The following is a 21,080-nucleotide window of genomic DNA, read 5'->3' as shown; positions in this document are numbered from 1 at the left end:
CTGCGTATACTAAAGCTAGATGATAACAGCATCAGGAGTAGCACAATGACTCAAACAGCAACTGGGCAAGTGCGGTGGACGATCGCTGATGTCGATCTGCTAGCAGCAGATGAGTGGAAGCGCTACGAAATCATCGATGGGGAACTATTTGTGACGAGAGCACCGCATTGGGGACATCAGGATACAGCAGGCAATATTCATGCAGAATTACGTACATGGTCACAATCTACTAAACAAGGTAAAGCAGTGCCAACACCTGGAATCATTTTTACTGAGACAGATAGTGTAATTCCGGATGTCGTGTGGATTAGTAGCGATCGCCTTGCTGTGTTGCTTGATGAGGCAGGTCATTTGACAGGCGCACCTGAGTTAGTTGTGGAGGTGCTGTCACCAGGAGTCACGAATGAACGTCGAGATAGAGAAGCAAAACTAAAACTTTATTCGATTCAGGGAGTTCAGGAATATTGGATTGCCGATTGGCGTTTAAAGCAGGTAGAAGTTTATCGCCGAGATAATGCGCAGTTGACGTTGGTGATGACGCTATTGGTTGGCGATGAAATCACTTCGCCATTGTTACCTAATTTTTGTTGTGCGATCGCGCGCTTTTTTGCTTGAGAAACCTTTGATTGGAAGCGATGCTATAAAAAGTCCGGCTGAAATAAAAAAAAGTCCTGTTGGAACAATTTGCGATCGCGCATTGCCTGTCCACATCCTGTAATCTTGTTTGCAAAAGATTATCAACTAAGAAGAGGTATTCTTACTCCTTCAAGGTGTGTGGAGCAATGCGAAGTCAACAGTATCAACTCATTTGGATCGCGAGTGCCTTTTCAATCCTTATTGTTTCTCCAAGCTGGGCAAGTGAAGCGGTAGAAACCCAGTATCAGGACTCAACGTCATCTCAAGAAGTTCTTGCACTCAATGAATTTGAACAACCTGCAACAACGTTAGACGAATGGCGCGATCAAATCGCTCAAACCACAATTGTGCCAATTACCGGAATTCGGCTAAGTGCAACCGATGCGGGTGTTGAGGTCATTTTAGAAACCGCAGACGGGCAATTGTCTGAACCATCAACTTCTGTCGTAGACAATACCTTGATTGTCGAGATTCCCAATGCGGTTCTGGCGTTACCGGAGGGTGACGAGTTCCAGCAAACTAGTCCAGCAGAGGGAATAGCGTTGGTTTCAGTCACCAGATTGCCGAATAACCGTGTTCGTGTCGCAATTACTGGGGCGAATGCACCCCCGACAACAGAAGTGAGGATGGAAGCGCAACGTTTGCTGCTGAGTGTAGCCCCAGGAACTGAAACAGACGTGGCACAAGATGAAGATGCCATTCAAGTCGTGGTGACAGGAGCGCAAAATAGCTATTTCCCCAGCGATGCTACAACTGCAACGAGAACCGATACACCGCTCAGAGACATTCCTCAATCTATTCAAGTGGTGCCGCGCCAAGTTTTAGAGGATCAGGCAGTGACTAATCTGCAAGAAGCAACTCGTAACGTCAGCGGAGTCGTTGAAGGAAATACATTTGCAAATACCCAGGATCGGTTTATTATTCGAGGGTTTCAACAGGGATTCCAACTAGGTAGTACCTTGCGAGACGGATTTCGATTCAACTCAAACTTCAACGGAGTACGAGATCCTGCCAATATTGATCGAATAGAAATTCTCAAAGGTCCAGCTTCTGCGATCTTTGGCGGTGCAATCGAACCAGGTGGACTGATCAACATCATTACCGAACAGCCTCTGGAAGAACCGTTTTACTTAGCCGAGCTACAAGTGGGAAGTTTTGGGTTTGTTCGCCCCACAATTGATTTATCGGGTCCGTTGAACACAGATCGAACCTTGCTTTATCGATTAAACCTGGCATATGAGCGAGGCGATGGGTTTCGTGACTTTGATCAGGAAATTGAGCGTGTTTTTGTTGCTCCAGTGATTTTATGGCGAATTGGCGATCGCACAGATTTAATCCTGGAGTTGGAGTATCTCAACGATGAGCGCCCTTTCGATCGAGGGCTACTTGCTATCGGTGATGATATTGTGAATATTCCATTTGATCGGATTTTAGGGGAACCAGATGATATCGCTAGAAACGAAGAGTTCTCTATCGGCTATCGTCTAGAGCATCGGCTGAGCGAGGATTGGACAATTCGGAATGCATTTCGGTTTACAGATGCTTATCAACCAAATCGCAGGGCTGAACCAAACAGTTTTGATGAAGGCACAGGTATTCTGACTAGAACTTGGGAAGATCAGGAATATTTCGTCAATGGGTATACCCTGCAAACCAATGTTATCGGTGAATTTTCTACTGGTTCAATTGGACATACGTTGCTATTTGGAGTTGATCTAGAACGGCAGGCATACGATTCTGAAGCATTTAGCACAGATGCCCTCAGCATCAATATTTTTGATCCAAACTATGGCACTGCGGCTCGTCCCCAACAAGACGAATTTCCAACCGAAGCCGGAATATTCAACGAACAAATCGATCTACTGGGAATCTATCTCCAAGATCAAGTTACGCTCCTTGATAACTTGAAGTTACTCGTAGGTGGTCGATTCGATATCGTAGATCAACGAACTAAACTGGGAGGCAGCTTTGGCGAGAGTGAGTCTCAGCAACAAGATGAAGCATTTACACCACGAATCGGTATTGTTTATCAACCCATTGAGCCATTGTCTCTCTATGCCAGCTTTAGCCAGTCGTTTGCGCCTAATTCTGGCAGAACGGTTGATGGCTCTATTCTTGAACCTGTGCGAGGGACACAATATGAAATTGGTATGCGGGGTGAGTGGTTTGATGGCAGACTCATTACTAACTTGGCAGCCTACCATTTAACTCGGAGTAATGTAGCTGCAACCGATCCAGATAATCCGGATTTTAGTATTGCAATTGGAGAGCAACGAAGCCAGGGAGTAGAATTCGATGTGATTGGAGAAATTCTTCCTGGTTGGAATGTGATTGCGTCTTATGCCCATACGGATGCTGAAATCACTAGAGATAATAGCCCACGCGAGGGTAATCAGTTATTTGGCGTGCCAGAGAATGCAGCGAGTCTATGGAGTACTTACGAGATCCAGTCCGGTGATTTACAGGGATTAGGCTTTGGTCTAGGGCTATTCTTTGTCGGTGAACGCCAGGGTGATGTTGATAACTCGTTTCAAGTTCCTAGTTATGTCCGCACAGATGCTAGTCTTTTTTATCGAAGAAATAATTGGCGAGCGGCAATCAATGTTAAAAACCTATTTGATGTCAATTACATTGAATCTGCTGCCTTTAGAACAGCGATTAATCCTGGTTCACCGTTCACGATTCTAGGAACAATATCAGTGGAGTTTTAGTATTTAAAGATGTTGAGCCAATCACGATGGAGAAGCTGCAATGTTTTCCTTAAGTATTGTTCAAGACGGTTCCCTCTTAGCTTGTTCATACTCGCTATCTGTATCGTCTGCCTCATTTCAGCTTGTATTCATCCGTCATCTTCTGATCGCTCATCCCTAACCTCATCAGCAACTTCATCGAACTGCCGAATGGTTCACCATTCAATGGGCGAAACCTGTGTTCCATTGATGCCGCAGCGAGTGATCGCATTAGATAGTGTGGGAAATGCTTTAGCGTTAGGTATTGTGCCTGTCGGCAGTTGGATTGATCCGCACGTTTCATCCTATCTAAAAGATAAAGTTTCAGGCATTGAGCATATTTTCTCTGCTGGAAGCCCCAATCTTGAAAAGATTCTTACATTGAATCCGGACTTGATTTTGGGGAGTTCATATCAGCGCGCAATCTATGAACAATTAACGCAAATTGCGCCTACTATATTAGCTGAATACCAAACCAACGAAGATTGGAAACGTGTCTTAATGAAACAAGCTGAGGCGCTTGGAAAGCTCCAGAAAGCTGAGCAGATCATGTCAGATTATGATGCTCGAGTAACGCAATTCAAAACTCGGATGGGAGATAATCTGAAACAGATCAAAGTTTCAGTCGCTCGAATTTATCCAGAAGGATTTGCGCTATATACCAATGATGGATTTGCATCTACTATTTTGCGAGACGCAGGATTAAACTATCCGTCCTTACAAGATCGCTATCGAAACGCAATAGTTTCAAGAGAGCGCATTCAAGACATTGATGCAGATGTTGTTTTTATTTGGTCTTATAGCAATAGTGCAGCAATTAATCAAGAAACTCAATCGACCTTAAAACAGCTAAAAAATGATCCACTCTGGTTACAACTTCATGCTGTTCAGCAGGGGAGAGTTTATAAAGTGCCCAGCTATTGGATTGGAGACAGCATTTTAGAAGCGAATGCGATTGTCGATGATTTGTTTAAGTATCTTGTTGAAGCAGAAAGAGAACTCAAAAGATGAAAATTTACAGCCAGTAGCCAATAGCAAACAATTGATTACTAATGCTCAATACCCAATAGCTAGCCATGACACAAGTCGATATTTTAAGAAAATGCCGATATTGTTCCGAGGTTTCCAAAGCCAATGGGGAAGATCCGATCGGCTCTGCTGGGAACTACGATCATTTCCTCTTTTTTGAAATGCCAGAACCCTGGTCAGAAAATTTTATCTATGAGCATCCCCAGCTCGGTGTCATTCATGCAATGACGAAAGCCCTGCTCTTGACGCAGGGTATCCGTGCTCGAGTGATGGCGATCGCACCCGATTACAACGACTCCAACACTAATCAAACTCGCGTATTGCATTATCAACGCCCAACTAGGAAATTTGCCAGATTTGAGAAACGGGAATTTTTGATTCCCCATGAAGAGATGATGTCATTGGCGATCGCACTTTTGAAACAACCCGATGAATTATCTCAATTTGATGCTTATCGACAACAAACCAGCCACATTCGAGACATGATGCTGTGTACGCATGGCAGCTACGATCTTGCCTGCGGTCGGTTTGGCTATCCGCTTTATCGCCAGTTGCGTTCTGAATATGCAGCTAATTGTGACCAATTGCGAGTATGGCGCTGTAGTCATCTTGGTCCACACAACTTTGCGCCGCTGCTTGTTGACTTTCCAGAAGGACGCTACTGGGGACGCCTGAAATCTGAAATTTTACCGCTATTGGTACGGCGTAATGGTTCAGTTGCTGAACTTTGTCCTTTCTATGTTGGCTGGGCTGGAATAAGTTGGGCTGAACAAATTGCTGAACGCGAGATCTGGATGCAAGAAGGCTGGGACTGGATTAACTACCTTAAGACCGGAAAAACATTAGCAATCGACCTTTCAGACGAAGACTATCCTGACTGGGCAGAGGTTCGCATCGATTTTACCTCAGTTGATGGTCATTCTGGTGCGTACGAAGCCCGAATTGAAGCGAAAGGCACGGTTAAAACGATGTGGACTTCAGGAAAAGACCAACCGCTGTGGGAAGTGAAGCAGTATCATGTTACTCGCTTAGATAAAGTCGTTAAGTCACAAATTATGAGTTGACGAGAATCAAATCTGTTTTCCTTACTTAGGGACTTCTTCTTAACTGCCAAATTACTGACTGGGCAAGATAAATGCTTGCGCAGAAAATATATCATTTTATAGCTGTAAAAAGTATCAGTTCGCTAATGCCACAAAAATGACCTGTCACTAACACAAACATAAAAATGTGAAGTATGGCGATTGCCTCGTCCTTATCTGAATGAAAAACTCTGTTTCTATTTGGCAACTTCTCTGGCGGATGATTCTTTATACGCCAAGACTTTATTTAGCAGACACCTTCCTGTGGCTGTTCATCATGGGATTACCCGCGATTCCAGGCTTGCTTGTCCGCGAATTTTTTGATACTTTCACCGACAAGTCACAACTCAACTTATCTCCGCAAACACTTATTGCCTTATTATTAGCAACAGGGTTAGCGAGAATTTTGGCAATTTTTTCAGGTCGCGTGACCAAAACTCAGCATCGGTTTACAATGAGTTCGCTGCTACGCCACAATCTCCTATCACAGTTGCTACAACGTCCAGGCGCGCAACCTTTAAGTACAGAGCGTGAAGTTGATACGGTATCTGCTGGAGAAATCTTAAGTTATTTTCGCGAAGATGCGAACCAAGTTGAAGATAACGTCGTTGGTACAAATGAAATTTTAGGCGAAGGCGTATTTGCGCTAGTTGCGTTGGCGATCCTTTTCAGCGTCAATGTGTGGTTAACTTTGTTTGTGTTTCTGCCCTTGGTGGCGATCGCAATTATCATTCAACGCGCTGAAACTCGCATTAAACGCTATCGTCGTGCGAGTCGCCAAGCAACGCAAAACGTGACAGGATTAATCGGTGAAATCTTCAGTTCGGTACAAGCTATTCAAGTCGCTGGTGCGGAACAACCTGTACTAACGCGGTTTCGGCAACTCAATCAACAACGGCAGCGATTAATGGTACAGGATCAAGTGTTTAGCGCGATCCTAAATTCGATTTTACAAAATCTTGTCAGTATCGGTACAGGGTTAATTTTGTTGATGATTGCGCTATCAAGAAATGCGATCGCAATCAGTGTGGGAGACTTCGCGCTGTTTGTTTACTACTTATCATTTGTTACTGAATTTATCAGTTCCTTGGGAGGTTTTCTCGCTCTATCCAAACAAACTAAAGTATCTTTTGAGCGCATGGGTTCGTTGGTACAAGAAGATGGTGTCCTTGATGCAACGAATCTCGTTGCACCTCAACCGTTGTATTTGGATAACCTCTGGGGGCAAAAACCTCAGCTACCATTAATCGTGCAACCCTACCGCGATGAGCGGAGTTATCTTCATGAATTGAAGGCAGTTAATTTAACATATTTCTACCCTGGTACAAATCGGGGAATTATTGACATAAACTTAACTCTACAACGCGGTAGCATTACTGTCATTACTGGTCGTATTGGTGCTGGTAAAACGACACTGCTACGCGTACTACTTGGGTTATTACCGAAACAAGCTGGCGCAATTTATTGGAATGGAAAAGAAGTTACAAACCCTGCTAATTTTTTTGTACCGCCTCGCAGTGCTTATACACCACAAGTTCCGCAGCTATTTAGCGGGACTCTTCAAGAAAATATTACGCTGGGATTACAACAAGGAAACATCGAACAAGCGATCGCGCTAGCAGCTTTTGACCGCGACCTTGCCACCATGCCAGAAGGACTAGAAACTGTCATTGGTAACAAAGGAATGCGTCTTTCTGGAGGACAGCTACAACGTGCAGCCGCAGCGCGGATGTTTGTCCATCAACCAGAATTACTCGTCTTTGACGATCTTTCTAGTGCGCTGGATATAGAAACTGAACAACTTGTCTGGTCGCGTCTATTTGCTGCGAGCAATCAAGATAAAATAGCAGAATGTGTATGGCAACCCACTTGTCTTGCAGTTTCGCACCGTCACGCTGTCCTCCGCCGTGCTGACAATATTATTGTGCTTGCAGCAGGTAAAGTTGTAGCCGAGGGAAAATTTGACGATATCAAGTCTGACGTTGGTAGTCCTGAATAATTATGGATAGAGAGTAAGTTGTACTTCTAACCATGCTATATACTACAGCTGAAGATAGGATTTTGGCGGCGTAGCAACCATAGTGCCTCTTCTACTAGCGTGGGTATGGGTTATACCAAATCGGGATCAATTCCCAGTTCTCGTAACCTGGCGGCTAACCGTTCTGCTTTACTTTGTGCAGCTTGTCTAGCGGCTTCTGCTTCTGCGTGACTCAGAAGTTTTTCACCTGTCGCAGGATTGTAAAAACGAAGTTCCCCTTGTTCTAGATGGAGTTCTAAACCCAAAACCTTACTGGTAATTGACAAGCCGCCATTGGGTAAGGTTGTTGCAGGTAACAGGAAATAATTTCCATCAATGAGTTGGTAGCCCTGGAGAGGTGGCTCTAGATAATCGGCGCTGGGGTCATATTGAAAGTATTCGGACACACCCCAGAAGGCGTAGAGTCCTCGCTTAATGCCCTGATCTTCACTCACCGTAGAGCGAGACGTAATTTCCAAAATAAAATCGGGATATTGGTTGTTTTCCTGCCAAACTTTATAGGATGAGCGTTTGCCTTTGGGACGATTCAGGACAACAAATACATCTGGAGAAACGCAGGCTTTAGGGTTGCCCTCTTCATAGTAAATTAGCAAGTTGCCGGAGACGTAAACCTGAGGCTGATCGGCAAAGAAGATGTTCAGAACTTCAGTGCCATATGCCACATAGGGACGTTGGTAGTCACTTTCAGCCATCGGCTTGCCATCAGAATCGGGGTAGTCGATCTCAGTATTTAGCGAGGTTGCGCTTGTCATGATGGCTGTTCTCCAGCAGGGCAACAAATTCAATCTAGCACGGGAATTACGGCATTGCGGTAGTGGCTTGTCGAGCGATCGCGATCGCATTTCTGCCTTTGAGCAATCCCAGAACTGATAATACTGCTATTTGGGATGCTCCCAAAAAAGTGGCTAGTGATTAGTTGTAACTAGTTCTCCCTCTGCTAAGCCTGATCCAAGCGTAGTACTGCCATAAATGCCTCTTGTGGAACATCGACAGTCCCGACAGCTTTCATGCGCTTTTTCCCTTTTGCTTGCTTTTGCAGCAGCTTTTTCTTACGGCTGATGTCGCCACCATAGCACTTAGCTAAAACATCTTTACGTAAAGCTGGGATGTGTTCGCTGGCAATAACTTTACTGCCGATCGCCGCCTGAATCGGAACTTTAAATTGATGGCGGGGAATGAGTTCTTTCAGTTTTTCTGCCATTGCCCGTCCCACATTATAGGCTTTATCGCGATGCACAATCATCGCTAGTGAATCGACAGGATCGCTGTTAATCATGATATCAAGTTTGACTAATGGGTTTTCGCGGTAGCCGATCAGTTGATACTCCATGCTGGCATAACCGCGCGATCGCGACTTCATTTGATCGAAAAAGTCGGTGACAACTTCTGCAAGTGGTAACTCATACGTTAGCGTCGTGCGCCCTTGTGTCAAGTACTTCATATCTTTAAAGACACCGCGCCGATTTTGACACAACTCCATCAAAGTCCCGACATACGTTTCTGGCGTAATCATGTCAACTTGAACATACGGTTCTTCAATTTTTTCGCGTTCGTTGGGTGCAGGTAACGTACTGGGATTATCAATATACAGCACCTCACCCTTAACCGTTGTGACGCGGTAAACCACAGAAGGGGCAGTAATAATCAGATCGAGATCGTACTCGCGTTCTAAACGTTCTTGCACAATTTCCATGTGCAGCAATCCCAAAAAGCCGCAACGGAAGCCAAAACCCATTGCACTTGATGTTTCCGGTTCAAAATTCAACGCCGCGTCGTTAAGTTTTAACTTGTCCAACGCATCGCGCAAATCTTCAAACTGATCCGCGTCGATGGGAAACATTCCACAAAACACCATTGGCTTAGCTTCGGTGTAACCTGGTAAGGGTTCTGCGGCTGGTTTTGTTGCTAAGGTAATCGTGTCGCCTACCCGTGCGTCTGCTACCGCTTTGATTGCGGCGGCGAGATAACCTACTTCGCCTGCATGAAGTTCGTCAACTTGCTTTTGATTCGGAGAAAGAACGCCCAACTCGTCAATTTCGTATTCTTTTCCTGACGCCATCAAGCGAATGCGATCGCCTTTTTTGACCGTACCATCCATCACGCGGAAATAGACAATCACGCCTCGGTAACTGTCGTAGTAGCTATCAAAAATCAACGCGCGTAAAGGATCGTTAACGGTATCTCGCGGTGGTGGGACGCGCTGGACAATCGCCTCTAAAATTTCATCAATCCCAATCCCTTCTTTCGCCGAAGCTAGAATCGCACCACTACAATCAAGCCCGATAATTTCTTCAATTTCCCCCGCGACTCGGTTAGGTTCGGCTCCTGGTAAGTCGATTTTATTTAAAACAGGGATAATTTCTAGATTATGTTCTAATGCTAGGTAAACATTGGCTAAGGTTTGTGCTTCGACTCCTTGCGAAGCATCAACTACGAGCAATGCACCTTCACACGCTGCTAAACTCCGCGACACTTCGTAAGAAAAGTCAACGTGTCCAGGAGTATCAATTAGATTCAAGACATAATCTTGACCATCTTGAGCTTGATAGTTCATCCGAGCCGCTTGCAACTTAATTGTAATGCCGCGCTCCCGTTCCAAGTCCATGTTGTCGAGAAACTGCTCTTTCATTTGCCGAACTTCTACTGTACCAGTGGTTTGTAGCAAGCGATCGGCAAGGGTCGATTTCCCGTGGTCGATGTGAGCAATAATAGAGAAATTACGAATGCGCTCTGCGGGGACGTCAGTCATATTTTTTGATCTAGCGGCAAGCGATATTGTTAAGAAATAGGAATCTTTAACGCATTTTAAACTTTTTTGAGCTAAGGCGCTGTTATTGGTTAACGGCGATCGCTCCTTATATAGTAGCTGTCAGGTAGGAATTAAAGCTAAGCGATTGCTACACAGTACAAGATTTATTCTGAGTACGCATAGCTTCTATCTGTCTTAAGCATGAATCTGTCTATCTGCTTTTTAGTATTGCTTGTTTGGGGGCGTACAATAGACAATAGCAGGTGTGTCTTCTCCGAAATCTGACAAAACTAAATTTAGATTGATTGAAATTCGCAAAGCCATCGCTAGTAAACATCTTTCCAAGTCTTTTTTAGTGCTTATGAATGAAAATGCCATTGACTCAGAAAGCTTAACTGACAAAGTAGAAATTGCCGTTCACTTGGATTCAGAATTAGTCGAACAAATTCAACACTTAACCAACGATCCGAGTAAAGTAATCGAGGCGGCAATTCGACAGTGGTTGCGGGGTGAAACTCAGCGTGATGACGAACTTAGCCGTACTTTCAGACGTACCCCCGTACCACCACGCGGTGAATGGAACGATTAATGCCGCATAACAGACAATCAAATCAGCACACGGCAAGAGCGGATTAACGTCTTTTGCCAAATATCTTTTTAACCGTAGCTATCAAATTTCCCTAAATTCTGTAAATTTGTGTCAAACTCGAAACAACTATTAATCTAGCTACATTACTCGCCACTCGTATACCTCAGCCTGTAATGAATGTTAACGCCAATTATTCTCAACCGTCACTTTCTGTGCAAAACTTAGACTTGCTCGACACGATATCTAATCCGCTAGCAACTATAGGTGCAGAGTTAGCTTTTATACAAAATGCAGACGGTTGCTACTTAGCTTTTTATTGGCAACAGGCAAAGGAACATGGAATTACCGACGAGCAAATAACTGGAACGGCGCTTGACGAAATTTTTACCCCAGTAAACCAGAAGGATTATCGCGAAAAGCTTCAGAGAGTCATACAAAGCGCAATGCCTGAACAATCTCAGTGTTTGTTTCGTTGTGCAGAAAAATTGTTTTTTTTAGATATTATTCTTGTCCCAGTATTAACAGCTAGCGCTCAAACGAATACAGTTTTAGTCATGGGGCGATCGCACGAAGGACAAGTAAAAACCGCGAATCACGCCACAGAAACATTCCCCAGGCTCAAAAAACAGTTGACGCAAATCGCCCGCAACATTCGTCGGACGTTAGATTTAGATATTATTTGGCAGCAAGCAGTTGATAGCTTAGGTAAAGCCTTGGGCGCAACGCAGTGCATTATTTATTCTTATTTACCAGAACAAGGTTATCTTCGCGCGGTTGCAGAATACACGACTGAGCCAATTCCTTCAACGGTCGGGTTAGAATTTGCGATCGCCCAAGAGCCAAGCTTTTGTCAAGCACTCGCAACATTACAACCGATCGTTATTGAGAAAACGACTCAACAGGTACAACTCATCGTCGCCACTTGTTATCAAGACCAACCAAATGGCTTAATTAGTTTAGTTTACGATAGCACTCAACGCGATCGAGACTGCCCGCAACATTGGAGTGTCGCGGAAACAGATCTGGTAGGAGAAGTTGCGGATCAAATTGGAACGGCGATCGCCCACGCAACGCTTTACAAAGAACTCGAACTCGCACGCCAACAAGCCGAAGAAGCTTCGCGACTCAAAAGCGAGTTTCTCGCAAACACTTCGCACGAGATCCGCACGCCACTCAACGGCATGATCGGCTTTTTAAAATTAATTTTGGAGGGCATGGCAGACGACCCCCAAGAGCAGCAAGAATTTATTCAAGAGGCATATTCTTCGGCAATTCATTTGCTCGATATCATCAATGACATCTTAGACATTGCCAAAATAGAAGCTGGCAAGATGGAACTAGAACTAGGTCCTGTCAAGCTTGATGAACTTTTTGTTGCTGTAGAAGAATTTACACGCACTCAAGCTGAACAGAAAAACTTGAGCTTTCACATTTGTATGCCAGATACCTCCGATGAAATTATTCTGCACGGTAACTATCAAAGACTCAAGCAAGTGCTGCTTAATTTAGTCAGCAACGCGCTGAAATTTACTCATGAAGGCGGAATTACAATTAATGCTGATGTTGTCCGCAAGAAGTTTACCTTCCAAAATCAGGAATTTCCAGGGTTAGTCAAAGTCCGCGTTGCGGATACGGGAATTGGTGTTTCGCTCGATAAACAAGACAAACTCTTTCAATCTTTTAGTCAAGTCGATGGATCGCGGACACGACAATACGGCGGTACAGGGTTAGGACTGACAATTTCGCAAAAATTAGTAGAAGCAATGGGCGGTACAGTTAACTTCTACAGTATGGGCGAAGGACTCGGCTCAACTGTGACATTTACTGTGCCACTCTATCAAGTACCCGTGATGGTATCAATACCAACGGAAGATTTTGACGTGTAATGTAAGAGCTAGGGGCTAAAGGCTAGTCATTATTCATCCCAAATCTCTTACGCATGTACGACGAAATATTTAACCGGATTGAAGAATTGGTGATGCATCATTCGCCGAGTGGTGCTGAAGCAGAGATTAATCAATTATTACTACAAAAATTTGCCGCGTCAGTAGAAGTATGGCATGATCGCGCGGATAACGTTATTGCGAAAATTCCAGGACAGGATGCGAGTCGAGCGATCGCAATTACCGCACACAAAGACGAAATTGGTGCAATTGTCAAAACAGTAGGCGATGCGGGACAAGTCGAAGTCCGCAGGCTAGGAGGTTCTTATCCTTGGATTTATGGCGAAGGCGTTGTTGATTTACTCGGTGATAACGAAACGATAAGCGGTATTTTGAGTTTTGGTTCGCGTCATGTATCGCACGAATCACCGCAAAAAGAATTGCAAGAAGATACTCCAGTCAAATGGGAAAACGCTTGGATTGAAACCAAGTGTACGCCAGAAGAACTCAATGCGGTGGGAATTCGCCCAGGAACGCGGGTAGTCATCGGCAAACATCGCAAACGCCCAGTGCGCATAAAAGATCATATCGCGAGTTACACACTGGATAATAAAGCCTCTGTCGCAATTTTGCTGGCATTAGCCGAACAGGTAAAACAGCCCGTTGTCGATATTTATCTTGTGGCTTCAGCAAAAGAAGAAGTCGGTGCGATCGGCGCGCTGTATTTTAGTCAAAGACAGCATCTAGATGCTTTGATTGCCTTAGAAATTTGTCCCCTCGCGCCAGAATACCCAATCAAATCGGGAGAAGCACCCGTAATTCTATCTCAAGATGGATACGGAATTTACGATGAAACACTTAATGGGCAACTAAGACAAGTGGCACAAAAGCTAGAGATGCCAGTACAACTCGCAACATTGAGCGGTTTTGGTAGCGATGCTTCAATTGCTATGAAATTTGGTCATGTTCCGCGTGCGGCGTGTTTAGCATTCCCCACACAAAACACCCACGGTTATGAAATTGCGCATTTGGGTGCGATCGCCAACTGCATTCAATTACTTCAAGCCTTCTGCGAAACTCCTTTCGATTGAGTAATTCAGAATAAATCGAACTAGAGAAACCATCGCAGGGATCGGGTGTAGAAGAGAATTATGAGTTTAAGTCAAAACTAATCACTTATTACTAGCCACGAGTCACTAACCACTCCTTCCTCCTAGTTACAAACCATGAACCTTCGCAGGTTAAGACCCTGAATTTTATACAATGATCCCAGAGGACTTGAATTGTAGATAGCTGTAATTAAATGCCTAAGACTGTTGCCGAGGTGATGAGCCGCGATCCAATTGTCGTGCGCCCAGAAACACCGTTAAACGAAGCTATTCAGATTCTGGCAGAGAAACGCATCAGCGGTTTGCCTGTGATTGACGATGATGGCAAACTGGTAGGCATTATCTCTGAAACAGACTTGATGTGGCAGGAAACGGGTGTTACTCCGCCTGCTTACATTATGATTCTCGATAGTGTGATTTATTTACAAAATCCAGCCAAATACGAGCGCGATTTGCACAAAGCGTTAGGGCAAACTGTCGGGGAAGTGATGAGTAGCGATCCAGTTACTGTTTCGCCAGATAAGTCTTTAAGAGAAGCTGCCAAGTTAATGCACGATCGCGAAGTTCGTCGCTTACCTGTTATTGATGCCGAAGGAAAAATCATTGGCATTCTCACGCGTGGCGATGTCGTGCGGGCAATGGCAGCAGATGAATAAGGATTATGAGTGATGAGTGACTAGAGTGGCTATTAATGAGTGATTAGTTTTGAGTTAAAACCACTCATAATTCTCTTCTACACCTGAAGCCTGACCTCTGACCCCTCTAAATTTGGAATAATTATAATGAGTGTTGCACCTGAAACTGTTAAACAAATGCTTAGTTCTGAAGATTTGGGAGAACGCTTGCGGGCGGTGAACCAAATTCGGGAACTCGAAGATACCGCGCTGGCTTTTGAATTGGCACAAAGCGCAGTTCAAGATCCTAATGCACGCGTCCGTTATTCGGCGGTCAGCCAAATGGATACTTTGGGCGGACAAAATTTGCAAGTGACATTAGATTTGTTGCGTGATCGCCTCAAAAATGACCCTGAACCTGACGTCCAAGCCGCTGCTGCGGATTGCATCGGTGCTTTAAAATTAACTGAGGCATATACTGATTTAGAGCAACTCTATCACAGCACAAGTGAGTGGCTGATCAAGTTTAGTATTGTTGCTACATTAGGCGAATTAGGCGATCCGCGTTCGTTTGACTTGCTTCAAGAAGCACTCAATTCAGATATTGACTTAGTAAAAACTGCGGCAATTAGTTCGTTAGGAGACTTAGAAGACGCACGCGCCGTAGAACTTTTAGCCCCCTATGTCTCCAACGCAGATTGGCAAGTACGCTACCGTGCTGCTCAAGCTTTAGGAAAATTGGGTGGAACGCAAGCGCAGTCGATATTAAAAGAGATGGTAAATGACGAAGTAGAAGCTGTAGCGCAGGAAGCTAAAACGGCTTTAGAGCAGATAGGTTAGATTACTAGGTTCGCTTAAAGATATCTTGTATTTACTTTAAATGGTGCGATCGCTTTTTTAGTTAGTAGTACACTTGTTCTAACCCTTAGCAAAAGGCAGGTGTACTATGCCAGCGATCGCAGTTCGCACGCAAGTTTTTGGTGGGCTTCCAGAGGCACCACAGTTGCCAGAAGTCTTATTGTATTCTCAACACTTCACAGTCGCTGAACTGATTCAACGCAGCGTAGAAGCGCAGATTAGCGAGTTACAGATGCAACATCAAATGGACGCACAGCAAGTACATCGTGCTTTAGAGCGTCAGTATTTAACCACATCAGAAATTACTGAGCAAGCACGACAAGGAGCCGTACGCTTTCCTTCAAGGCCACATAATACACTTCAAATTGATACCAAAATAGAAGTACAAAAGGCATTACAAGCGTTTAGTAATGGGGCATACATAATTTTAGTCAACGGTCAGCAAGTAGAAAACTTAGAAGCAGAAATAACGCTGAGTCAAGAAACAAAAGTGACATTCTTGCGGTTAATGCCACTGGTAGGTGGTTAACATGAACGCTTAGCGGATTTATTTGCAGCTAAACAAGCAAAGTCCACCTTTGTAGACTTAGCGATCAAACTCTCATATTAGTGTGCGCTCGTCAACTTTGCTTAAGTAGCCTCGACTTCAGTCGAAGGCGCTTATATAGCAGAGGTCAGGGGTGAAAATTAATGAGGGTAATGGCTATTCGTACCTCCAATGTCCTAACGATCCCAACGAGACTGCCATAGTTCATAGCATTCAGTTAAAGATATAAATTATGGAAATACCAACCTTGTTGCAAGAAAGAGTTGCCTTATTTGAACAAGAGATTTCCTCTTTACTTGCAGATGTATGGCAGATAGAGCAAAGAATTAAAAGTTATCAACGTTTTTATACGCAACAGGGAATATACGAGTTGCTACTTGCGGGTGAAATGGCAACCTTGAAAGAGGAAATAATCAGTACCAATGGTGGGCATACAATTTTTGGCTGGATCATACCTCAAGATTTTGAGCATTCTTTGCAGACACTGGTACAAAGAAGTTTAGAGCAATTAGCAACACGCATACCAGTACATAAACTAGGTAGCTTGGCGGCTGATATGTATTTCAATCCGATGCTTTGGCAGAGTTCTTACATACTCAATGTACCGGAGTATCAGGCTATTGTAGAAATTTTAACTGCTTGCTTGATTAAATTTACTCCACCTGATATCTGCGATCGCCTAGCAAATAGATTGACACAAATCCTAGCCAATCCCTTTTATACCAACGAAGTCGAAATTAAACAGCGTCAGAGTATTTGCTGTGTTCCTGATTTATATTTAACACCAACTTTAGAAGGTTGTTTAACCTTACTACTAGAACTACCACCCTCTTTGCAAAACTTACATCTTGTTGAACAACTTGTGCTTGGAAAGTGGGATTTTGGACCATTTGATCCCTCTGATTACTTTGGGAAAATGTACTACATTCCTCAAAATATTCTTGGTTACGGTTTGGATGCTCAATCTCAACAACAGCAATGGCGATCGCAATTTGATGTGTATGCTTACCCATATGATTTTGACAGTTGTAAGTCGATTCGGGCATATCAAATTTATGGACGCGGTTTCTACTCACAATCAGACAAAGGACTTTGCTATTACTTTCCACGCTTGATGAATCGCTTATACGAACATAGACGTTTTAGCTATACAGAATTTTGTCAAGCTGTGCAACATTTACCGCTAATTCTTCGTGATGCTTGCGAATTAATGGCTGATGGATTTGTCACTCCTTTTCACACACAAGTTAGTGACGAATTTAGTCGAATAATTTTAGAATATTGTGACAAACTAGCACGGGAAACAGCACAAAATCTTTCAAAACAAAATTACCACATCCTGACGCAAATTAAGAAATTCCAAGGTAGTTATTATTTACTAGAAGCTGCTAGACAACATAGTTTTTACCAGCTTGGTAAGCTTGTGTGTTCTCACGCGCACAAGTATTTTAGGAGTACGAACAAAGTTAAATGGCAAGATAGAATCACTAAAGCTGTGGTTAACTTGGCACAAGCAACCGACACTGAACCAGAATCACCTAGCGATCGTCAAGCACTGATTGCCCAGTTGCAAACAGTACCTTCTATCTCATTAAAATATTTACTACCTATTGCTCAAAATAGCCAGAATGTATTGTGTGTAGCTTTAGGTTGGGATGAAGCATTACCTCTCATAACTACGCTGAAAATTATTAAACAAAACACTGCCGATACATTTAAAGTAGAACTTGATTTGAAAATAGTTGCTGCGCTGAGAAGTGCTTTTGTACAAGCAGGGAATTTAAGGGAAGAAATTTGGAAGCTATGGCGTGAAGCTAAAGTTTTTGATAAGAATACTGTATTTTTAATCGAGGCGATCGCTGGTTGGAATCGTACAGAAATTGAACAGTCACTAGCTAAACGCAAACAAATCGCTGTCAAAGCTTATGGCTTGTTACCCCTCGAACGAGGACAAGAAGAAGTTCTAGAACGTTATTTATTTCTACAGCAGTTTCTCAAAGAAAGCAAGAAATTTGGTGCAGAAAAACAAGCGAATGAACAGACAGCAGTGCAACACGCTTTAGCGTATTTAGCACAAGTTGCAGGCTATCCTAACGTGCAACGCTTAGAGTCAATGATGGAGGCGCGTTTCAACCAAAAGATAGCGCCAGAAACGTGTCATTGGTCAGTTGGTGAATATCAAGTCACACTTGCTTTGAGCCAAGCCGACGTGCAACTTATTGTACACCGAGGCGATCGCTTGCTTAAGTCTGTGCCTGGGGTTGTTCGCCAAAATCCAACTTATACGGAAATTAAAGCAACGGTGCAGCAACTGCGCAATCAGATGACTCGCTTTCGCCGTCATTTTGAGGAAATAATGGCAACAGGACAGTCATTAAGCTACGAGGAACTGAGTGTCTTGAGCCAAATCCCGATCGCACGGGATATCTTGAATCAACTTGTTTTATTGACAGAACAAAGCTGTGGTTTGTTTATAGCTGATGCCTTGGCAATACAAAACTTAGATGGTAAATTGATACCATTACAAAATCAAACTTATATCGCTCATCCGTATCATCTTTTTCACAAAGGCGAACTAGCAGCATGGCAACAAGAAATTGTTCATCAACGGCTTGTACAACCTTTTAAACAAGTGTTTCGCGAACTTTACTTGCTCACCCCTGCGGAACAAGAAACTTATAATTATTCATATCGCTTTGCAGGACATAAACTAGAATCGCGGGTTGTTGTAAGGTTATTGCAATCGCGCGGTTGGCAGCTTGGTTATGGCGAGTATCCTATACCGTTTAAAGTTTTTCCAGAATTAGATTTGGTCGCCTATTTTGAGTTTCAAGATGTTAGTTATTATTTATCCGCATTCGCGGAGATTACAAGCGATCGCATTTATTTTCAAGCCAATCAATTTATTGATGGAACAGCGTTACCGTTAATTGATATCCCGCCAATCGTATTCTCTGAAGTGATGCGTGATGCTGATTTAGTCGTTTCAGTAGCCCAACGCGAGAAAGAAGTGCGTTTATCTCCAGAAACTTATCAACAACGCGGTGATTTAATTCAGAGGCTAGTTGCTGATTTGGGTTTAGCAAATGTGACTGTTGCAGGACATTTTGCGCAGGTACAAGGAAAACTCGCTTGCTATCAAGTACATCTTGCTAGTGCAGCAATTCACATCGAACCAGGACATCATCTTTGCGTTGTTCCAGATCGCTGGGGAAAACAACAGAGAATCTTCTTGCCTTTTACCGATAGTGGCAATTCAAAGATCAGTGAGGTAGTTAGTAAGATTCTACTATTAGCGAATGATGACAAAATCAAAGATAAAAGTATCGTGCATCAGATTCAGATGAGATTGTAATCTATACTGCTGTTAATTGACGCTCGGTTGATGTGCGATCGCGTTTGTTGCGTGTCCAGATCCACAACGCGCCCAAGCCAAGAAAGATAGTAATGAGATGCAGTAATCCGCCTACTACCGGAATTGCAGTCAAAAGTGCAAATACTAATAAACCTACCACGAGGGAAACAAAACGCTTTGATGATGTGCTTGGTTGTCGTTTTTGCATTAACCAACGTCCACCAAGTAAACTGATAACAACTTGCGGGACAAACGTTGCAAATACGAAGAACGCAACAATCAGCGCCAGATTAGCGAGTATTCCCAAACCCAAGATTGGGAAGATAAGAACAGGTAAAGTAATTGCGGATAAAGCTGTGAGAACAAACGTCACAAAAGCGATCGCAATTGCGATAACTCCAACCGCCAGAAACATCACAATACCCCATCCTAAACTCGGTAGTGGTTTAGAAGATGCGATCGCCGCTAAGCTTTGCAGCCAATTTGGTACAAACTTAAACAATAGCCATCCTACCAACACCAAAGCAATAAAGTACTGTAACTGTTGAGCAATTGTTGCTACCGGATCTGGTGCAGCTGTTTCGACTTCTGGTAACTCTTCACGTAAGACACCACCAGCGATTTGTGCTTGCTGACTAATGTTTACAACATCAGGAGATCTGTAAGTTAAATTGCCACCGATTTGCGCCGAATCTGCTACCGTTAAACCCGCGCGTAATTGAGGAACTGGAACGAGTGGTTGAGGGAAAAACGGCGGATAAGCTTCAGGTGCGTCGCCTTCAGCACCCATTGCAACATTAACATTACTACCAACGCTACTACGCAGTTCTAATGCTGCCATACTGCCGATGACATTTCGCCCAACACTCCCTGCTAACAGTGCTTGCCATCCGGCAAAAGCTAAATCGCTTGCTACTGTACTACCAGCAACACTTTCAAAACTCCAACCAGCAGCAACAACATCATCCCCGATGCGGGCATTGGAACTCAACTGTGTAACTTGACTAACGACTCGGAGATCGTCGTTTACAGTACCGTTTATGACAACTGCTTGACCAGCAGCTATAAGATCGCCTTGGACTGTACCATTGATTGTAATTAAACGACCAGCAGCAACAAGATCGCCGTTGACAATGCCATTAATTGTAATTGTCCGACCAGCAACATACAGGTCGTCGGCAATCACTTCATCTGCACCGATAATGACTTGATCTCCACTACGACTGACCAATGACCAAACTGGCGTAGCAAAGAAGACGAGTAACAATAGTAAGGTGCAGAGAAATCCTATGCCGACAGTACGCCATCTTTTATGCATCATAATCAATTTCTCCGGTGTTTTTGCTGATGCACCAAAACAATCATTATTTATGCTTTAGCAGCAACTTCCTGCCATTCTTGTACAACAAATCGCGGCACAGAAATATTGATAAAGCGATCGCCAGCTAAAGGTAAAATGAGTTGCAGTGATTCTACAGGTAAGTTAGGCAAAATATTTCTGACATCATATTGACCAATAGTTGGTGCTGGTGCTTCGACTAAAAACACATCATTTGCCGTTAAAATTTCACCCGTAGGCGTTGTTATTCGCAGTGGTTGTGGATGAATTAACTCAGCAACTCCTGGAAATCCAACAAGTCTTAAATTAACTAAAGGAGGTTGTCCAATTTGAACTTGCTTAAATAAAATGACCTGCCAATAATTTCCGGAAGAATCTTGTAATCGCTGCTGCGAACGATAAAGTATTTCTCCTGGCGCTTCAATTTGATTAACCACTGCAAGTACTGGTTGTGATAGAAAAGTTCCTGTACCTAGAAATATAATCGTTGTCCAAATTCCTAGTAATAATAGCCAAAACAAAG

Annotated in this window: 16 protein-coding genes; 12 read left to right on the top strand and 4 right to left on the bottom strand. The window is 43.6% G+C overall.

Annotated features, from left to right (window positions below; translation table 11 throughout):
* Positions 1 to 45 precede the first annotated feature (45 nt).
* From GLO7428_RS23050 to GLO7428_RS23030, 5 genes are all read left to right on the top strand, one after another.
* The gene (locus GLO7428_RS23050) at positions 46 to 615 is read left to right on the top strand and encodes a Uma2 family endonuclease (protein WP_015190999.1); all 570 of its coding nucleotides are present in this window, start codon (positions 46 to 48) and stop codon (positions 613 to 615) included.
* Positions 616 to 782: 167 nt separating this feature from the next.
* Positions 783 to 3,347 carry a TonB-dependent receptor gene (locus tag GLO7428_RS23045; protein WP_015190998.1) on the top strand — a complete coding sequence of 855 codons (2,565 nt, stop codon included), beginning with the start codon at positions 783 to 785 and terminating at the stop codon, positions 3,345 to 3,347.
* Positions 3,348 to 3,536: 189 nt separating this feature from the next.
* Complete coding sequence (locus GLO7428_RS23040; RefSeq protein ID WP_231295521.1) at positions 3,537 to 4,376, top strand: ABC transporter substrate-binding protein; 840 nt, start codon at positions 3,537 to 3,539, stop codon at positions 4,374 to 4,376.
* Between the two features lie 65 nt (positions 4,377 to 4,441).
* The gene (locus GLO7428_RS23035) at positions 4,442 to 5,458 is read left to right on the top strand and encodes a sucrase ferredoxin (RefSeq protein WP_015190996.1); all 1,017 of its coding nucleotides are present in this window, start codon (positions 4,442 to 4,444) and stop codon (positions 5,456 to 5,458) included.
* 199 nt (positions 5,459 to 5,657) lie between these two features.
* The gene (locus GLO7428_RS23030) at positions 5,658 to 7,475 is read left to right on the top strand and encodes an ABC transporter ATP-binding protein (protein ID WP_015190995.1); all 1,818 of its coding nucleotides are present in this window, start codon (positions 5,658 to 5,660) and stop codon (positions 7,473 to 7,475) included.
* 110 nt (positions 7,476 to 7,585) lie between these two features.
* On the opposite strand, the gene GLO7428_RS23025 is transcribed toward GLO7428_RS23030, so the two are convergent.
* Both GLO7428_RS23025 and lepA read right to left on the bottom strand, forming a co-directional pair.
* Positions 7,586 to 8,266 (bottom strand): Uma2 family endonuclease, encoded by a 681-nt coding sequence (locus GLO7428_RS23025; RefSeq protein ID WP_015190994.1) that lies wholly within the window; start codon positions 8,264 to 8,266, stop codon positions 7,586 to 7,588.
* A gap of 185 nt (positions 8,267 to 8,451) precedes the next feature.
* Positions 8,452 to 10,263: a translation elongation factor 4 gene (gene lepA, locus GLO7428_RS23020; RefSeq protein ID WP_015190993.1), complete on the bottom strand. Its 1,812-nt coding sequence runs from the start codon at positions 10,261 to 10,263 to the stop codon at positions 8,452 to 8,454.
* Positions 10,264 to 10,624: 361 nt separating this feature from the next.
* Here lepA and GLO7428_RS23015 point away from each other — a divergent pair, with 361 nt between their 5' ends.
* The 7 genes from GLO7428_RS23015 (at position 10,625) to GLO7428_RS26265 (ending at position 19,218) form a co-directional block, all read left to right on the top strand.
* Positions 10,625 to 10,852: a hypothetical protein gene (locus GLO7428_RS23015; protein ID WP_015190992.1), complete on the top strand. Its 228-nt coding sequence runs from the start codon at positions 10,625 to 10,627 to the stop codon at positions 10,850 to 10,852.
* Positions 10,853 to 11,025: 173 nt separating this feature from the next.
* Positions 11,026 to 12,738, top strand: coding sequence for an ATP-binding protein (locus tag GLO7428_RS23010; protein ID WP_015190991.1), 1,713 nt, complete (start codon positions 11,026 to 11,028; stop codon positions 12,736 to 12,738).
* A gap of 53 nt (positions 12,739 to 12,791) precedes the next feature.
* Positions 12,792 to 13,826: a M42 family metallopeptidase gene (locus tag GLO7428_RS23005; RefSeq protein WP_015190990.1), complete on the top strand. Its 1,035-nt coding sequence runs from the start codon at positions 12,792 to 12,794 to the stop codon at positions 13,824 to 13,826.
* Between the two features lie 212 nt (positions 13,827 to 14,038).
* On the top strand, positions 14,039 to 14,500 hold the full coding sequence (locus GLO7428_RS23000; protein WP_015190989.1) for a CBS domain-containing protein: 462 nt from the start codon (positions 14,039 to 14,041) through the stop codon (positions 14,498 to 14,500).
* 126 nt (positions 14,501 to 14,626) lie between these two features.
* Positions 14,627 to 15,298, top strand: a complete 672-nt coding sequence (gene nblB / locus GLO7428_RS22995; RefSeq protein ID WP_015190988.1) for a phycobilisome degradation protein NblB — start codon at positions 14,627 to 14,629, stop codon at positions 15,296 to 15,298.
* 106 nt (positions 15,299 to 15,404) lie between these two features.
* The gene (locus GLO7428_RS26270; protein WP_015190987.1) at positions 15,405 to 15,845 is read left to right on the top strand and encodes a hypothetical protein; all 441 of its coding nucleotides are present in this window, start codon (positions 15,405 to 15,407) and stop codon (positions 15,843 to 15,845) included.
* A 250-nt stretch (positions 15,846 to 16,095) separates the two neighbouring features.
* The gene (locus GLO7428_RS26265) at positions 16,096 to 19,218 is read left to right on the top strand and encodes a DUF4132 domain-containing protein (RefSeq protein ID WP_015190986.1); all 3,123 of its coding nucleotides are present in this window, start codon (positions 16,096 to 16,098) and stop codon (positions 19,216 to 19,218) included.
* Position 19,219: 1 nt separating this feature from the next.
* Here the strand turns inward: GLO7428_RS26265 and GLO7428_RS22980 are convergent, their stop codons facing one another.
* Positions 19,220 to 20,539 carry a polymer-forming cytoskeletal protein gene (locus GLO7428_RS22980; protein WP_015190985.1) on the bottom strand — a complete coding sequence of 440 codons (1,320 nt, stop codon included), beginning with the start codon at positions 20,537 to 20,539 and terminating at the stop codon, positions 19,220 to 19,222.
* Positions 20,540 to 20,586: 47 nt separating this feature from the next.
* Positions 20,587 to 21,078, bottom strand: coding sequence for a DUF3122 domain-containing protein (locus tag GLO7428_RS22975; protein ID WP_196797418.1), 492 nt, complete (start codon positions 21,076 to 21,078; stop codon positions 20,587 to 20,589).
* Positions 21,079 to 21,080 lie beyond the last annotated feature (2 nt).

The sequence above is a fragment of the Gloeocapsa sp. PCC 7428 genome (assembly GCF_000317555.1).
Taxonomy (GTDB): Bacteria; Cyanobacteriota; Cyanobacteriia; order Cyanobacteriales; family Chroococcidiopsidaceae; genus Chroogloeocystis.
Note: the sequence above shows the minus strand (reverse complement) of the source record. Positions and strands in the feature narration are given on the sequence as shown.

Bases quoted from the DNA above. Each gene is read 5' to 3' on its own strand.
- GLO7428_RS23000 (WP_015190989.1), top strand. From the start codon at position 14,039: ATGCCTAAGACTGTTGCCGAGGTGATGAGCCGCGATCCAATTGTCGTG.
- lepA (WP_015190993.1), bottom strand. From the start codon at position 10,263: ATGACTGACGTCCCCGCAGAGCGCATTCGTAATTTCTCTATTATTGCT.
- GLO7428_RS26270 (WP_015190987.1), top strand. From the start codon at position 15,405: ATGCCAGCGATCGCAGTTCGCACGCAAGTTTTTGGTGGGCTTCCAGAG.
- GLO7428_RS23045 (WP_015190998.1), top strand. From the start codon at position 783: ATGCGAAGTCAACAGTATCAACTCATTTGGATCGCGAGTGCCTTTTCA.
- GLO7428_RS23035 (WP_015190996.1), top strand. From the start codon at position 4,442: ATGACACAAGTCGATATTTTAAGAAAATGCCGATATTGTTCCGAGGTT.
- GLO7428_RS23005 (WP_015190990.1), top strand. From the start codon at position 12,792: ATGTACGACGAAATATTTAACCGGATTGAAGAATTGGTGATGCATCAT.
- GLO7428_RS23010 (WP_015190991.1), top strand. From the start codon at position 11,026: ATGAATGTTAACGCCAATTATTCTCAACCGTCACTTTCTGTGCAAAAC.
- GLO7428_RS23015 (WP_015190992.1), top strand. From the start codon at position 10,625: ATGAATGAAAATGCCATTGACTCAGAAAGCTTAACTGACAAAGTAGAA.
- nblB (WP_015190988.1), top strand. From the start codon at position 14,627: ATGAGTGTTGCACCTGAAACTGTTAAACAAATGCTTAGTTCTGAAGAT.
- GLO7428_RS23050 (WP_015190999.1), top strand. From the start codon at position 46: ATGACTCAAACAGCAACTGGGCAAGTGCGGTGGACGATCGCTGATGTC.
- GLO7428_RS23040 (WP_231295521.1), top strand. From the start codon at position 3,537: ATGGTTCACCATTCAATGGGCGAAACCTGTGTTCCATTGATGCCGCAG.
- GLO7428_RS23025 (WP_015190994.1), bottom strand. From the start codon at position 8,266: ATGACAAGCGCAACCTCGCTAAATACTGAGATCGACTACCCCGATTCT.
- GLO7428_RS23030 (WP_015190995.1), top strand. From the start codon at position 5,658: ATGAAAAACTCTGTTTCTATTTGGCAACTTCTCTGGCGGATGATTCTT.
- GLO7428_RS26265 (WP_015190986.1), top strand. From the start codon at position 16,096: ATGGAAATACCAACCTTGTTGCAAGAAAGAGTTGCCTTATTTGAACAA.
- GLO7428_RS22980 (WP_015190985.1), bottom strand. From the start codon at position 20,539: ATGATGCATAAAAGATGGCGTACTGTCGGCATAGGATTTCTCTGCACC.